At 38.8% G+C, this 17,634-nt stretch carries 4 protein-coding genes; 1 reads left to right on the top strand and 3 read right to left on the bottom strand.

Annotation, left to right across the window (positions count from 1 at the left end; genetic code table 11):
* Positions 1-146 precede the first annotated feature (146 nt).
* Positions 147-13,514: an Ig-like domain-containing protein gene (locus ES948_RS05260; RefSeq protein ID WP_223176039.1), complete on the top strand. Its 13,368-nt coding sequence runs from the start codon at positions 147-149 to the stop codon at positions 13,512-13,514.
* A gap of 17 nt (positions 13,515-13,531) precedes the next feature.
* On the opposite strand, the gene ES948_RS05255 is transcribed toward ES948_RS05260, so the two are convergent.
* Genes ES948_RS05255 through ES948_RS05245 form a run of 3 tightly spaced genes read right to left on the bottom strand, consistent with a single transcriptional unit; the run spans position 13,532 to position 17,634 of the window.
* Positions 13,532-14,140 (bottom strand): response regulator transcription factor, encoded by a 609-nt coding sequence (locus ES948_RS05255; RefSeq protein WP_152183895.1) that lies wholly within the window; start codon positions 14,138-14,140, stop codon positions 13,532-13,534.
* 1 nt (position 14,141) lies between these two features.
* Entirely contained in the window at positions 14,142-15,479 is a 1,338-nt protein-coding gene (locus tag ES948_RS05250) for an HlyD family type I secretion periplasmic adaptor subunit (protein ID WP_152183894.1), read from the bottom strand.
* Positions 15,469-17,634: a type I secretion system permease/ATPase gene (locus ES948_RS05245; RefSeq protein WP_152183893.1), complete on the bottom strand. Its 2,166-nt coding sequence runs from the start codon at positions 17,632-17,634 to the stop codon at positions 15,469-15,471. The genes ES948_RS05250 and ES948_RS05245 overlap by 11 nt, the downstream gene beginning before the upstream one ends.

Raw genomic sequence — 17,634 nt, 5'->3', positions numbered from 1 at the left:
GTGCAGTAGAAGCTGCAAATGATGCAGCACAAACTGCAACAGAAATTGGAGCAATCAATGATAGAGTATCTTATGTTTCAGATAGTGATGTAGCTTCGAATGTTATTGATGAAAATGTAGCAGATGGAACATATACAGGAGTAACTTTGAGTGCTGTAGATGTAGATGGGGATGCGATTACTTATTCTTTAGAAGATGCTGTTCCTTTTAGAGTGGAAGATGATGGTAGAGTTGTTGTAGATGGTGATAATGCAATAGATTTTGAATCACAAGAGAGTTATACATTTAATGTAACCGCTACAAGTACAGATGGTACAAGCTCAACTCAAAGCGTTACCATTGATGTGAATGATATTAATGAAGCTGTACATGCCCGTGATGAAAGTGGACTAAGCGTGGACGAAGATAGTTCTCTTACTGTTAATGTGTTGGCAAATGATTCAGACGAAGATGGAGATACCCTGAGTGTGACACAAATAGATGGTAAAAATGTTACAGATGGAGATGCAGTTACCATTACTGACAGTAATGGTGAGGTACTTGGAACTGCAACTCTCTCAGGAGAGAATATCCTCTTTACTCCAACGGTAAATTATGAGGGCGATGTTGCATTTGAGTATACTGTAAGTGATGGTAAAGGAATGCAAGATACAGCGACAGTTTCATTAAATGTAACGCCAGACGGTATGACGCTATCTCCTACAAGTGATATTGTTGATGTCAGTGATACTGTTGGAGAGGGTACAGTGGGAACCGCAAATGATAATATTACTAGTGATACAACACCAACTATTACAGGAACAACAGAAAATGGTGCAAAAGTTGTAATAAGTGATGCAAATGGGAATATTGTAGGTGAAACGGTTGCCGATGAAAACGGATACTACACTATAACTACAACGCCGTTAAATGAAGGAGAGCAGGAGTTGACAATAACGGCAACAGACACTGCAGGACATACTCAAACAAGTTTGCAGACTATTACGGTAGATACTGCTGTAAGTGGCTTGAATATTGATCCTCTGGTTTCTCATGAAAGTTCTGACACAGCGACTCTAACCGGAACAACAGAGGCTGGTTCAAGTGTAGAACTTACATTAACAGACAGTTTGGGAACAGCTATTACCCAGAGTGTTGTTGCTGATGAAGATGGTAATTATGAAGTTACATTTGATACTTCAGCAATGTTGGATGGTGAGTATCATGTTCGTGCAACTGCGACAGATATTGCAGGGAATGAAACATCTGCAGAGTTGAGTGGAAATGATTTAAATAGTTTCCAAGACACTCTCTCAGTCACTGCATTGGAGTCGAATGAGGAGGGTGATACTGCTACAGTAAACGGTAACAGTGAACCTGGAGCTAAAGTAGAGTTGACTCTCCAAGACAGTGTAGGAGTTACAGATACTCAAAGTGTTATAGCAGACGAACATGGTAATTATGAGATTACTTTTGATACATCTGCAATGCTTGATGGGGCATATACAATCAATGGAGTTGCGACGGATGCCGCGGGTAACAGTGTAGCAGCAACAGAGGTTAGTGGAGATAACCTCAATACTTTTCAAGATAGTATAACATCAGATTTAAACAGTAGTAGTGACAGTTATGGTGCTGGAACTATGGGAACAAATGAAGATAATATTACGAATGACAATACTCCGACAATTTCTGGAAATACAGAACCAAATGCCCAAGTGACAATAACAGAGGGTGGCGTTGTTGTGGGTGAAGGCAGAGCCGATGATAATGGAAACTACTCTATTACGACAATAGCACTTGATGACGGTGCAAAAGATTTACTCATTACAGCGACAGACAGTGCGGGCAATATTACAACTACGACACAAAATCTAGTGATAGATACAACAACACAGGCCCTTGATGAGAGTGACACTGTTAAAGATAGTACAGATATTCAAGACGATACGAAAGAGGTGGCAACAGGAAGTCTCTTAACAAATGGAGAAGAAGAGGGTGTTGTTGTCGCAAATAGTGGCACTATACATGGTACTTATGGAGATATTACTATTAATGCCGATGGTAGTTATGAATATACACTTAACAGTGATGCCCAAAATGTTCAGTCACTTGTAGAGGGAGAACATGCGACAGATACATTTACATATACCATTGTAGATAAAGCTGGAAATGAAGACAGTGCAACGATTACAATTAATGTAGAAGGTAGTAATGATGGTTCTGTTGTAATCAGCGATGCAAACAGTATAACTGAATTAGCAGATGATACAAGCACTACGAATGCAGTGACAGGTAACGTACTTACAAATGACAGTGATGTAGATAGCGGCACTACTTTTAGTGTTACAAATGATGGAGTTATCCAAGGAGAGTACGGTACACTTACTCTTAACTCTGATGGAACATACTCTTATGAACTAGATGATGCAAACAGTAGCATTCAAGGACTAGGCAGTGGTGAGAAAATGGTGGAGTCGTTCAATGTTACCGTACAGGCAGATAATGCGCAGGGTGATACAAGTGATACATATAACAATACATTGGATATTACAATTACAGGGACAGATGATACACCTGTCATTGAGGGAAGCAGTACCGTTACTTTTACAGAAGATGTAACTGGTTCTGTTGTCATTAATGATGATATTACTATAAGTGATGTAGATGATGTAAATCTTGAGAGTGCTACAGTAAAAATTGATAATGTTCAAGATGGAGATATTCTTCTTTTTGAGAATCAAAACGGTATCACTGGAGAGTACAATGCATCAACCGGAGAGTTGACACTGAGTGGTGGTGCAAGCAAGGCTGATTATGAGCAGGCACTTGAGAGTGTAAAATTTACAAATACAAGCGATACACCTGATTTGGATGATAGAGTTATCCACTTTAGTGTAAATGATGGAGAAAAAGAGAGTGCACCGATTACAAGTACTGTAAGTGTAGAAGCAACGAATGATGCGCCTGTGATTTCAGTAGGTAGTTATGAGGTTGATAAAGATGTTGATGCTCCAGTAGCTATTAAGTTAGAGGCTTCTGATGTTGACAGTAGTGTTGATTTTTTTACAATCAGTACTGTTCCTCAAAATGGTACACTATACAGTGATGCAGCAATGACACAGCCAATAAGTGCCGGTGATGAAATCAGTGCAGATGGCAATGGTGCGACAATCTATTTTAAACCGGATTATGGAGATGAGAGTAATCAAAATGCTTTTGGAGAAAATTGGTTTGATGATAACAGCATCAGTTTTAACTTTACAGCGACAGACAATGGTTCACAAGGTGAGGAACCTGTAACTTCACAAACAGCTACAATAAATATTACAGCTGATGATGTTCCGTTTGTTTATGATGATGCAAGAGTGGAAGTAACTGAAAATAATATGAGTGGTGATGCAGAAAATGTTGTAAGTGGAAATGTACTCGCTAACGACTATCAGGGAGAAGATGGTGCCAGTGTTCATGAAGTAACTTATCAGGCCGGAGATGAAACAGGAGTAGCGGTTGTAGGGGGCACTACCAGTACCGCTTATGGTGACTTGAGTATCAACTCTGATGGGACTTGGAGTTTTGTACCGGATGCTGACTTGGATAACAGCAGTGGTGATTTAGATTTTAGTTTTACTTACAATGTGATGGATGGCGATGGTGATGTGAGTGAAAACAGTGCTACACAGGCTATTACAATTCATGATGGGACAGCTGTATCTATCGGCACACCTGACAGTAGCGGTAGTGTTGATGAAGCACATTTAAGTGATGGAACAGAGGCTGGAGGTGCAGTCTCAACAACTGGAACATTAGCAGTGCATACAGGAAGTGACAGTGTTGATGTGACATTTGATACAACTCAAGAAGCACCAAGTGGTTTGACACATAACGGTGAGCAAATAGTATATAGTTACAGTGCAGATGGACATACTTTAATAGCACAGGCAGGAGATACGAAAGTCTTTCAAGTTGATATTCAAGGCAGCTCAAACACTTCAAGTGACGGGGCGACATATAAATTTACTTTATTGGACTCTATTGATCATACTGGTGATGTCGACTCTACTGATCTCTCTTTTGCATTTAAGGCAACAGATGCAGATGATAATGATGTGGCTACAAGTGAATTTAGTGTCAATATTATTGATGATGAACCAGTTACCAGCGATACTATCGTAACGAATGAAGATAGTAGTACAGTATTTAATATTGGTGCAGATGATGCAACTCTTTCAGATATTCAAACTCAAAACGGTACAGTAGTCTTTGACAGTGAGAGTGGTCAAGTGACATATACACCAAACGAAGATTTTAGTGGTGTAGATACGATTACATATACTGTAACAGATCAAGACGGTAGTCCAAAACAAGCGACAATCACCGTTGATGTAAAACCTGTTGTTGAGAGTGATACAGTAAAAATAGAAGGAAGTGCGAGTGGTGATGAAGATAGCTGGATAGCGATTGATGTGAATGAGCCGGCACTTAGAGACAGTGATGGCAGTGAAAGTATGTCCGATGTGACAATCTCTAATATCCCAGATGGTGCAGAGTTAAGATTTAGTGACGGTACTATGGTGGAGATTACAGATGGTACAGCAACAGTTGCAGTAGATAAGGTAGATGAACTGCAAATCAAACCGCCTGCAGATAGTAATGCAAATTTCAATCTTGGATTTAATTTTACTGTAACTGATATGGCAACTGATTCAAATGGTGAGAATCTAACAGATACTCGGGTGTTTAGCAGCTCTGTAGCAGTAGATGTAAGCGGTGTTGCAGATGCTACAACTGTAGAGGCACAAGATGCGACAACAAGTGAAGATGTTGTAACATTTCATGTAAATGATTTAGTTGATAATGTAAGTTTTGGTGATACAGCAGATGGCAGTGAAACTCACACCATAACACTCTCCGGACTTCCTGAGGGTACAACGCTAGAGAGTGGAAATGCCATTTTAGATGGAGATACAGTTACTCTTGATGCTAGTGAGTTACACAATGTTGAACTTGGATTTACAAATGTTGCGGGCGGTGATTATAACATCACTGTAACTTCAACTGCTACGGAGAGTGATGGAGATACCACATCAAGCAGCTCAAACGCAACACTCTCAATTAATGCCGTTGCAGGAGAAGTGACATTCGCAGCTTCAGATATAGCGACAGATGAAGATAGTGCGGTTAATCTGGGTGTAGATATTTTGAATAACAACCCGGATTTAGATGGTAGTGAGAGTGTAAGAGGCGTTGAAATTACGGGATTACCAGAAGGTGCTAAAGTTCTTGATGCAAGCGGTAATGAGATAAGTTTAGATGATACAGGTTTCGTAGCGCTTGATGCTGATACTTTAGAAGGCTTACAGGTTTTACCTCCTCAAAACAGCAGTGAAGATTTTACTTTGAGTATTCGTGTTCAAAGTATCGACAGTGATGATGGTACAGCAAGTTTTACCGCTCCACAGACGATTGATGTGGCAGTGAGTGCAGTTTCAGATGCTGTAGATACCTCTGCAGGAGATATCAGCGGTGATGAAGATAGTTGGATAGCCCTTGATCTGCATGCTATGACTCCTGATAGTTCAGAAGTGGTAACTGTAGAGATAAGCGGTGCGCCAAAAGGTTCACATATTCAGTATGAAGTTGATGGTGAGATACATGAGGTGACAGTTGTATCCGAAGATCAGTTTGTTGTCATACCAACAGAAGCACTTGATAGTGCGAAGTTTATGGCTCCTGAGAATATGGGTGATGAGTCGATTCAGTTACACATGAAAACTACAGTCGTAGATAAAGATGAGGGTGGAGTTGGTGAAGATAGTGTTGTAAGCAGTGTAGATGATTTTACAGTGACACTCTCAGGTGTGGCAGATGCTCCAAATCTGGTGGCACAAAGTGCAAGTGGTACGGAAGATAGCAATATTCCATTACATATTGATGCAGGATTACAAGATAGTGATGGTTCAGAGTCTTTGAGTGTGACAATCTCAAATATTCCTGAGGGAGCGACGCTGTATAGTGGTGATACGCCTCTGGAGCTTGAAAATGGTTCGGTTGTTATAGGAAAAGATGATTTACAAAACCTCTCTATTACACCGCCTGAGAACTCAAATGTAGATTTTGCACTGGATATTACAGCAACATCTACGGAGTCTGGCAGTGGAGATACAAACTCTGTGACAATGTCTCTTCCTGTAGAGGTCTCAAGTGTAGCAGATGCTCCGACTGTCACTGTAAACGCAAGTGGTGAGGAAGATACTCTTATCAAACTCGATATGAACATTGCAAACAATGACAGTGACTCGGAGGTACTTACTTATAAACTTGAAAATATTCCAAGTGATATGACACTTGTCAAACTTGATGATGCAGGAAATATCATTACTAACAGTAATGGAGAACCTGCTGTTGTCGGACACTATGCAGGAAGTAATGCAGATGGCACTACCAACTGGACATTGAGTGAGAGTGAACTTGATAATGTCTATATACAACCACCGCACGATTTCAGTGGGACTATAGATATTAATTTAAACGTTACATCTTGGGATATTGATAGTGATGACAATAGCAGTGATATGCAGGTTACAAATACTCCTATCAGTGTGGAGGTAACACCGGTAGTTGATACACAGCTAGGTAATGAAAATGCTTATGGTAGTGAGGATAACTGGATTGCTTTGGATGATTTAAGCAATGTTGGTAAGGACAATGAAATAATCAGTGATGTTACAATCGATGCCCTTCCTGCAGGTGCAGATGCTTTGGGTGTTTATGATGCACAGAGCGGTTCGTATGATGTTATTGAAGCAGGAGATGATGGCAAATATCATCTCTCAGAAGAGCAGATTGAGAGTGGTGTGGCTGTTATGCCGTCTGAAAACTCCAATGAAGATTTTGCACTGAATATTACACAGACTGTGACAGATACAACAGATGATGGCTCTGTGCTTCCTGAGAGTTCCATGACAACACAAACAACGACAACTGTTCATGTAGAGGGTGTTGCTGATAGTTTAAGTGAGTTTAGTGTAAGTGATGTCTCTACAGTAAATGGTGATGCTATTGCGCTTAGTGATATTATTGATACTGCGATGCAAGTTGACAGTGATGGGTCTGAAAGCACCTACTATATTATAGAAAACAATAGTCCGGATAATATTGACTGGATAGTTGATGGTGGTTTAAACGCAGGAGATGGTAAGTTTGTTGTTACAGATATTGAGAGTGTAAATATTAAAGTAGTTAACCCAGAGGGTGAAGCAGGTTCTCTTGAGCTTAAAATTACCCCAGTTACACAAGAGAATGACGGAGATGTAAACTTTGATACTGCTCATACGCAGACATTTAAAGTGGATTATGATGATACTCCGACAACTCCGACAGTACCTGAACTTGAAACGCAACAGCTTGTCTCTGAAGGTATAGAAGATACAACAATATCACAAGCACTTGTAAGTGCAAACAGTAGTGATGGTGCTGACATCTCTTATGTTATTACGGCAGATGAACACGCTCATGTAGAGGGAAATGGCCTTCTGCAACTCGATGCAAACAGCTATATTACAGATGATATTGATAGTGTGAAGGTGAACTTTACAGAAGATTACAGCGGTAATGCAAATATTGATGTAAAAGTAGTGGCAACGACGGATGATGGCGGAGTGAGCACACAAACGCAGAATCTCTCCATAGATGTTGCACCGGTTACTGACGGATACGCTGTTGAAGCAAATGCCGCTGGCGCAGAAGATAGTGCAATACCTGTTAATTTACTTTTAAATCAATCTGATAATGATGGTAGTGAGAATATAGTAGGTGATGAAGTGACTGTATCCATCGTAAAAGCAGTAGAAGAGAGTGATGGAAATGTCACTTACGAACCTGTTGATATTGGTACAATTGCAGGGGATGGGCTTACAGATAATGGTGACAATACCTATAGTATAGCACCGGAAAATCTTAACTCTTTAACATTTACTCCACCGGCAAATGAACATGGTACGTATCAAATGAAAGTTGACTTTACTACTCAAGATGGCGATGCTGCACCGCTTGATCAATCCAAAGTGTTTGATATTAAGGTGGCTTCAGCAGTAGATGATATTACTCTTGATAGCAGTGTAGATAGTGCACATGTGAGTGAAGGAGTTCAAAGCATACCTCTTGGATTGTCTGCATTGCAGGTCGATAGTGATGGAAGCGAAGGAAGTTATATTAAAGTTGATGGAGTTCCTGAAGATACAAGACTCTCAAGTGGTTTTGGACATGATAATGGTGATGGCACAACGACTTGGATTGTACCTTCTACAAATGTAGAAGATGTTGTCTTGATTCCTTCTGAACACTTTAGTGATACTTTTACTATTACTGCACAAGCATTTAATTATGATTACGCAAGTGGTGGTACAACTGAAAGTACACAACATTCAGTAAATATCACTATAGATCCGGTTGCTAGTGCTGTGACACTCCAAGACAGTAGTGTAAGTGTAGATGAAAATACTGCGACAAATACTCAAGATAGTGCAGTTTCACTTGATCTTAATATTGATATGGCAGATAGTGATGGAAGTGAAACACTTAATTTGACATTTACAGATGTTCCAAATGGTGCAAGTATGAGTGATGGCACAAATATATACACACCTGATGAAAATGGTAATATCACTATGTCCGGTGTTGATCCTGACAATGTCGCTAATATTACACTCACTCCACCTGCAGAGTTTAGTGGAAAAATAGATATAGGTGTAGAAGCAAAGAGTGTTGATACAAATGGTAATACAACTGATGTGCTAGATGAAGCACAAAATGCAACTATAACTATTGATGTAGGGGCAGTTGCCAGTGGATTTACATCTGATAGTGCACCTGTAATTGAAGTTGGGGATTACAATGCTACAGACAATGGCATCGAAGTTCCACTCTCAATTAGTGGAATAGAGCTAAAAGATAATGATGGTTCAGAGGTTCTATCTATTCGTATTGAAGGAATTCCTCAATCAACTCTTACATATGATGATGAGCCAATAGGAGAGCTTGGCAGTGATGGTGTTTGGAATATAACTCTCAATCCTTCAGAGACACCAAATTATCAAGATATATTGTCAAATTTAAAAGTAGTTACGAGCAATGCAGATGATATTGAAGGTGATATTGTAGTGACAGCAAGTGCCGTTGAGACATCAACGGGTGAATCTGTTTCACTTGAGAGTGCAACACTCAGTGTTGATGAGTTTACAGCTGATAGTGCAATCTTAGAAGCAGATAAAACCATAATAACAGATGAAGATACTACAACTCATCTCTCTTTAGAAACTCCAACTTTTGCAGATGAGGGTGGTTCATTTGAAAGAGTCGGTACAATTACATTAGATGGTATTCCTGAGGGTGCAACACTTCATAATGGTGATACAACCATCGAAACGGGTGATGGTAGTGTAAATATTGTATTAGTTGATAATAATGGTAATGTTGATACAACTGTACACAGTGCAGATATTTCTACGGATGATGCGATAACTATGACAAAAACTGAGTTTGAAAATCTTTCAATTACTCCACCAAGTGATAGTGATGCTGATTTTGAGATAACAATGAGTAATACCACTTATGAAGTGGATAACTCAGGACATATAATAGAGGGCATAGATGGTGTAGAATCTACCCAAACAGTGAGTATCGAAGTGGATGCAGTAGCCGATACCCCAATTGTGAGTGTTGAAGTGGGTAATCCTACACTTGTAGAAGCAGAGGATATAATTTCTGACAATACATTATATGAGTATCCTCTTGATATAACAGCTACATTAAATGATAGTGATGGAAGTGAAAGTATCGAATTTATTACTTTATCAGACCTTCCTGATGGTGCAGTTCTAAGTGCTGGAACAAATAATGGTGATGGGACTTGGACACTTACATCTGATGATTTATCTGATTTGAAACTACAAATACCTCAAGATATACAAGATTTTAATTTGAGTGTAACAGCTACTTCTGTTGATGGTATTTCAAGTGCTACAAGTATTCCAGTAAGTGCAGAGGTAGCGATAGACTCTGTGTCAAATGCTCCAACAGTTGATACTATGGAACCATCAAATGATACAACACCGCTCATAAGCGGGCATGGTGATGCAGGAAGTACAATAACTGTAGCAGATGCAGATGGTGTGCAAATCGGTACTACAACAGTTGCAGAGGATGGTACATGGAGTTATGAGTTCACGTCACCGTTAAGTGATGATACTATGATTAGTGTCACAGCAACAGACAATGTAGGGAATGTATCGGATGCAACTTCATTTGTAGTTCCGATTAATATTAATCCTACTGCTGAGGATGACAGTGTAGTTACTGATGAAGACAGTTTTGTTGTTGTGGATGCATTGGCAAATGACAGTGATGCAGATGGTGATAGCCTCTCTATTACTAAAATAGATGGACAAGATGTTACAAATGGACAAAGTGCAACTATCACTGATAGCGATGGCAACACTCTTGGAACAGCATCTTTAGATAACAATGGAAAAATTCTCTTTACTCCAAGCGAACATCTTCAAGAGATGAATGATGGAGAGGCTCGAGATGTAACATTTAACTATACAGTAAGTGATGGACATGGTGGAGAGGATACCGCTAATGTTACCGTTAATGTAACAGGTAGTAATGATAATGTTGTTCCAGAGGCACATGATGATAGCTACCAAAATGTAGAAGTGTCTACAGGATATGATGATAGAGAAGGGCTTGAAGAGACAAGTAATATTGGTGCAAATAATGATGGCTGGGTAAATGATGATGTTATTCAGCTAGACGATACTGATCATGACACATACGCAAGAGATGGTGATGATGTAATCTATGGTCATACTGGTGGCAGTGATGATGGCAGAGACTATGTTCGAGGACAAGAGGGCAATGATCTTGAGTATGGTTATGGTGGAGATGATAGTTTAGTTGGTGATGCCGGCAATGATACACTATATGGTGGTGATGGAAATGATACACTATGGGGTGGACATACATATGGAGACCAAAGTGATGATGGTGATGATGTACTTGTAGGTGGTGCAGGTAATGATATCCTTAGACTTGATGGGCAAGGTGCAGATACAGTAGTGCTTACAAATGACAACTTTGGAAGCACTGATCAGGTAGTCAGCTTTACAGCAGGAGAGGATAAACTTGATATTAGTGAGATTGTATCATCTCTCAACCTTACAGGTTCAAGCAGTGAGATAGCTTCAGAATTAGCAAGTCATGTAAGTGCAGTTGGAATTGACTGGAGAGGTCCGGGACTTGAGTTTACTATAGATGGACAGACACAAACAGTACAATTTACTGATGGTGATATGAAAGATAGCCTCAATGCTATTAGAAATGGTGATGCAACTATGGAAGATATGTTGCAAACTATGATAGATAACGGAACACTTATCACAACACCAGCTGGAGAAAATCCACTTGTAACAGATGAAGATACAGCAATTACCATAGATGTTCTATCAAACGATACAGATGTAGATGGTGACACTCTGGCTATCACTCAAATAGAAGGTCAAGATGTAACAAATGGTCAAAGTACAACTATCACAGATAATGATGGAAATACTTTAGGAACTGCAACTGTTAATAGTGATGGGCAAGTAGAGTTTACACCAAGTAGCTATATGCAACAAATGAATGACGGTGAAGCTAGTGATGTAACATTTAGCTATACAGTAAGTGATGGAAATGGTGGAGAATCAACAGCACAAGTAACCGTTAATGTAACTGGAAGTGATGAACCAGATACAATAGCATCAGCGCCAACACTTGAAATGAGTATAGGTGATGTAGTAGTTCATGAAGGTTCTGGTAGTTCAGATGTACAAGTACCATTGACTCCAGATATAAGTGGTGCTACCAACTTAGGTGAAGGAAGTGGAACTTGGGATGAAGTTAGGGGTAATGGAGGTGATGATAATATAGTTGCCGGGGATAACTACGATAAAGTGGACTTGCGTGATGGTAATGATAGTTTGGAGATAGGTGATGCGGCAGCAGGATACACAAAAATTGATACCGGCAAAGGTGATGATACTATAAAAGCTGGTGATAATTGGAATGAGATTAAAAGTGGAAGCGGTGCTGATAATATTACAGTAGGTTCTGGTAGTGAAAAAATAGATACCGGTGATGGTAATGATAATCTAAAAGCAGGTGACGCTGGTGCTGGTTATGCTAAAGTAGACATGGGTAAAGGCGATGACAGTGTTACTTTGGGTGATGGCTGGGATAAAGTAAAAACTGGTGATGGTGCAGATAAAGTCCAAGCAGGTGATGGTGTAACAAAAGCAGATTTGGGAAGCGGCAATGATAGTGCTACTTTTGGAGATGCTGGAAATGGCTATGCAAGTATAGATGCCGGTAAGGGTGATGATACAGTGGTTGCCGGTAATCAGTTTGATAAAATTAAAATGGATGCAGGTGATGATACTTTAGTAGCGGGTGATGGTGTGCAGAACCTAGACTTAGGTGATGGTAACGATACTGCAACAGTAGGAGATGCAAATAATGCTTGGGCAGGTATAGATGCTGGTAAAGGTGATGATACTGTAGTTGCTGGAGATAACTATGATAAAGTGAAATTAGGTGATGGCAATGATAGTTTAAATATAGGAAAGGCTGCTACTGGATGGACTGAAATAGATGCAGGAAGTGGTGATGATACTATGACTGTAGGTAGTGGATTTGATATTATTGATGGTGGAAAAGGTGATGATACTGTAGTCTTTAAAGGTGATGCAAGTGAGTGGAGTGTAGATGGAGACAGATATACAAATATTGCTTCAAATGAGACTACAACTCTTAAAAATATTGAACATATAGAGTTTGGTGGTAGTGATGCTACTGTTACAGCAGATGCTACTACTACAACATACGAATACCCTATAAGTTTAAGTGCTGGTTTAACTGATACAGATGGTAGTGAAGTATTAAGTGATATTACGTTAGATAATTTACCAGATGGTGTTACTCTCCAAGATAGTGATGGTAATGAGATAACTATAGAAAATAACAGTGCTACTGTTAGTATTGATACTGATGGTGATGCTAGTGTGACTATGGTGTCTGATAGTGAGATATCGAAAGATGACCTAAATAGCATAATGTCAAGTGTCACTTCTACAGAAACTAATAGTGGTGATGCAATGAGTGTATTGTCGTTTGATGATGGTAATATGAATATTGATTTAGCACATTTAGATACTATGCAAGATATAAATCAAATTAATCTTGGCAGTGGTATGCAAGAGATAGAGCTTGGTGTTAATGATGTGCTAGAGATAACAGACGAGAGCAATCTGCTTCGTATAGATGGGGATAACGATGATACGGTTATTCTTCATGAAGAAGGAGATTGGACGCTTGGTGATTTTAAAACTGATTCTGAGATGGGAGCCGAATATCAAGAGTATACCGGGGTTGCTGATGATGGTTCTTCAGTAACATTAGAAATTAATACAGATGTACATGTAGACCAGAGTTAATAGAGCTTGAGAGAGCTCTATTTTAAGAGTAAAACCAAAGAAATCCTGTCGTTGACATGTAATTTTGTAAAAATTGCACTGATATGTGCTTTTACTGTCCGGAGTGAAATATTAAGCTTCTGTGCAATGGCACTGTTTGTCAAGCCATTTAAAATGAGGTAGATAACCTCACTCTCCTTTTGTGTGAGTCTGTGTTCTATCATGGCTCTTGCATCATCTGAAATTGCGATACGTCCGCCTCTTGCTGCAAGTGCTGCTGTAAGTTCAGGGTAGGTCCAAATCTTGTTGTTTTGTACTGCTTCTATCATGGCGTTAGCATGGATTTTAAGCATACGGCTATTTCCATAGGCTTTAATACCATGAGAAATGAGCATTTTCCCTGTTGCTATCTCTGGAACTTTTTCCACAATGGCAAGATACTTCGGTAGTTTTGCAGATGCAATTACAGTATTTATCTCGCTTGCTACAGTATCGAAATCTGAGAGTATGATATATGTGTTTAAATTGTTTTGTGTAATATTAACCAAAGAGTCATAATCATAGGCGGATGAGATTTTTTTGTTGTGTAATTTTTCTTGCCACTCTGTAATAAAGTTTTCATCCTGACTGAAAAGTATAATATTCATCTTATCGCTCCGAAAAAACATACTGTTTTGATTTAAGAATTGGTTTTAGGATGTACTGCATAACTGTTTTCTTTCCTGTAACTATATCTACACTCGCTGTCATCCCCGGAATAATGTTAAGTGGATGTTCTGGTGAACCGAGATAATTTTTTTCCGTTTTGATATTTATAAGATAAAAGGTATTTCCTTCCTCATCTGTAATGGTGTCAGGTGAAATATTAACTACTTTTCCTTTAAGGCCTCCATGAATTGCAAAATCATATGCGGAGATTTTTACCATTGCTTCTGCTCCTGGATGGATAAAAGCGATATCTCTAGGTTTGATTTTAATTTCAAGATAGAGTTTTTTATTGACAGGAACTATTTCAATTAAATCAGCCCCTGGTTTGACAACACCACCGATTGTATGGACAAACAATTTTTGAACAATTCCATCAACCGGTGATGTTACCATAGTACGGTTTACTTGGTCATTATAAGCAATTTGTTGTGTTTTTAGGCGTGCAATTTCTGCGAGTGTCTTGTTAAGTTCCTCTTTGGCTGTTTTGATAAATTTCTCTTTAGCTTCTATTCGTTTATTTCTATACTCTTTGATTATTGACCATAGTCGTGGTAATGAGAGTTTTGTTGCTTCTATATCATTTTTGATACCATTTGCTTCACGTTTAAGTTTGAGAAAATCAATTTTTGATTTGACTCCTTCTTTTACCATTGGCTCTGTCATTGCTATCTCTTCTGTTACATAAGTTAATGATTTTTTTAGAGATTTTATTTTTGCTTTTGCCTCTCTGAGTTCTTGTTTACGTTGTTCAATTTGTTGCACTATTGTGTTGTCTTGAGCTTTAAATTCCAATATGTCTGAGTTGTAGAGTTTTTGTGCTAGTTTAATCTGTTTTTGGAGTTTTTTATCTTTGGTTTGTATAGATTTAAAGGGAGTTTCATTGGCTTCTGCTTTAAGACGAAGACTTTTTGCGAAGAGTTCATTATATGTCATTTGATTTGTCTGGCTTGTTGAAATATTTTTAAGGTTTTTTATTTTGAGGAGCACTTCACCCTTCTTGACTCTATCTCCTTCATTGACCAAAATAGCTTCAACAATTCCACCCTCAAGATTTTGAATAATCTGGTTTTGTCCATAGGGAATAACTTTTCCATTGCCTCGTGTGATTTCATCAATTTCTGCAAATGATGCCCAAATAATAAAAATAAGAATTGTTATAAGCCATAGTTTTAGAATACGACTCATCCTTTTTGGAGATTTTTCAAGAATCGCTGCACTAAGAGAGTTCATAAATTCGAACTCTTTTTCTGTATATTCCCGTTGATTATTAGGCTTCATTTTTACCTCCACCTTGGAGTTGTTTAAGTGCATCTTCTTTTGGTGCATCAATAAAGAGTCGACCTTCATTCATGACAATGACTCTATCTACTATTTTTAATAGAGTCATTTTTTGTGTTACTATGATTGCTGTTTTATCTTTAAGTGCATTTTGTAAATTCTTAAGAAGTTTTGCTTCGGTGACTTGATCCATTGCATTACTTGGTTCATCCATTAGGATGATAGGAGCATCAAGTAAAAAGGCACGAGCGACACCTATACTTTGACGCTGACCTCCTGAGAGCCCTTGACCACGTTCACCTACAGGCATTTCATACCCTTTTGGATGCTTTTGTATAAACTCATCCGTACCGCTTATTTTTGAAGCACGCAGCATTGCTCCATCACTTGCGTGAGAAGCTTTGAATAGGATGTTTTCTTTAACTGTTCCTCGAAAAAGCATAACATCTTGGGAAAGATAACCGATGTTTTTACGTAGGTCTGCAGGGTCTATCTGGGCAATATCTATACCATCTATGAGTATCTGTCCAGAATCTGGTTCATAGAGTCCCAAAATAAGTTTTTCGATGGTACTCTTTCCTGAGCCTATACGACCGATTATGGCAACATGTTCATGTTGATGAATAATAAAACTGACATTTTTCAAAGCAGGAACAGTTGTTTGCGGATAGGTAAATGTAACATTTCGAAACTCAATATGTCCACTAAATGCAGGTTTTTCCAGAAACTGTTTTCCCTCCGGTCTTTCACTTGGTTTTGAGATGATTTCGTTAAGCATTTCATAGGAGGTTTTGGCATCCTGAAAATTGGTGATCAACCCGGCAACCTGACCCATAGGAGCAAGTGTTCGTCCTGTAAGGATGACAATGGCAATAAGTCCCCCCATGGAGAGTTCAAAGTCCTGAATCCTATAGACACCATAGACAATAATCATAACGGTGTTAAGTTGGATTAAGAGCTGAGTAATTGTTGGAATAGAGGCTGAGAGGAGATGGGATTTGAGACTTTTTGAAGCAATCTCTCCTGTTGCTTCTTCCCATTTCCATTGTGTTTGGTTGAGTGCACCAAGACTTTTGAGTGTTTCAAGGTTATGAAGAGATTCTATTAAAATAGAGCTTTTTTTCGAGGCCGCTTCATGTGTGGATTCTATACTCTCACGCAGAGGGTTTTTAATAAAAAATGCATATAGCAAAATTAGTATAATAGTTACTATAGGAATTAGAACAATAGTGCCACCGATATAGGCAATAACAGCTAAAAAGATAACAGCAAAAGGCAGATCAATTACAGCTGCCATTGTTGCATTTGTTAAAAAGCTACGAATACTATCAAACTCTTTTATGCTGTTGGCGAAAGAGCCGACTGATGGTGGAATGTGTGACATTTTAAGTGAGAGTACTTTTTCAAAAATGATCGAAGACATAATAATGTCACTCTTTTTTGCGGCAATCTCTAAAAGATATGTCCGTGAAAATTTAGCAAAAGTGTCAATAACATAAATAATTACAACACCTATAGCAAATACCCAAAGTGTTTCAATGGCATTGTTTGGAACAACTCTGTCATATACATTCATTGTAAAAAGAGGTGAGGCAAGGACAAAAAGGTTGATAAGCAAAGAGGCATAGAGAACATCTTTATAGATGCCGGTTGAAAGTTTTAGTGTGTCCCAAAACCAGTGTTTGGCATGTGTGTGGAGTGTTTTGTGTTCTTCATTCTGAGCATCAAAGATTTTTTTTATCATAAAGCCATAGCCAATGTATTCATCTTCTAAGTCTTCAACATCAACCCACTGCTCGATAGGCTCTTCTGCAGGCATAATTATCTTTGCTTGTGTTCTATCTTCACTAAATCTGTCCAAGATGCAAGCACCCTGATTGGAGAGTAAAATTATCATTGGAAGCTGCAGATTTGAAATCTGTGCCAAAGGACGTTGGATAAGAGAAGATTTTAGTCCGGCACGAGCTGCGGCACGGGAAAAAAGTCCTTTTGCATTATTGATAGAAAAGAGTTCAGGTGCTTCTGCTCCTGGTTCTATAGGGAGACCAGCAGTGAGCGCATCTGCGGAAAATGGTTTATGATATTTTTTTGTAAAGAGTACAAGTGAATCTAAAAGAGCATCCATACGTAAATTGTCAGCATTGGTAATAAGCAT

Origin of the sequence: Sulfurimonas indica, from assembly GCF_009192995.1 — a bacterium.
GTDB lineage: Bacteria > Campylobacterota > Campylobacteria > Campylobacterales > Sulfurimonadaceae > Sulfurimonas > Sulfurimonas indica.
Note: the sequence above shows the minus strand (reverse complement) of the source record. Positions and strands in the feature narration are given on the sequence as shown.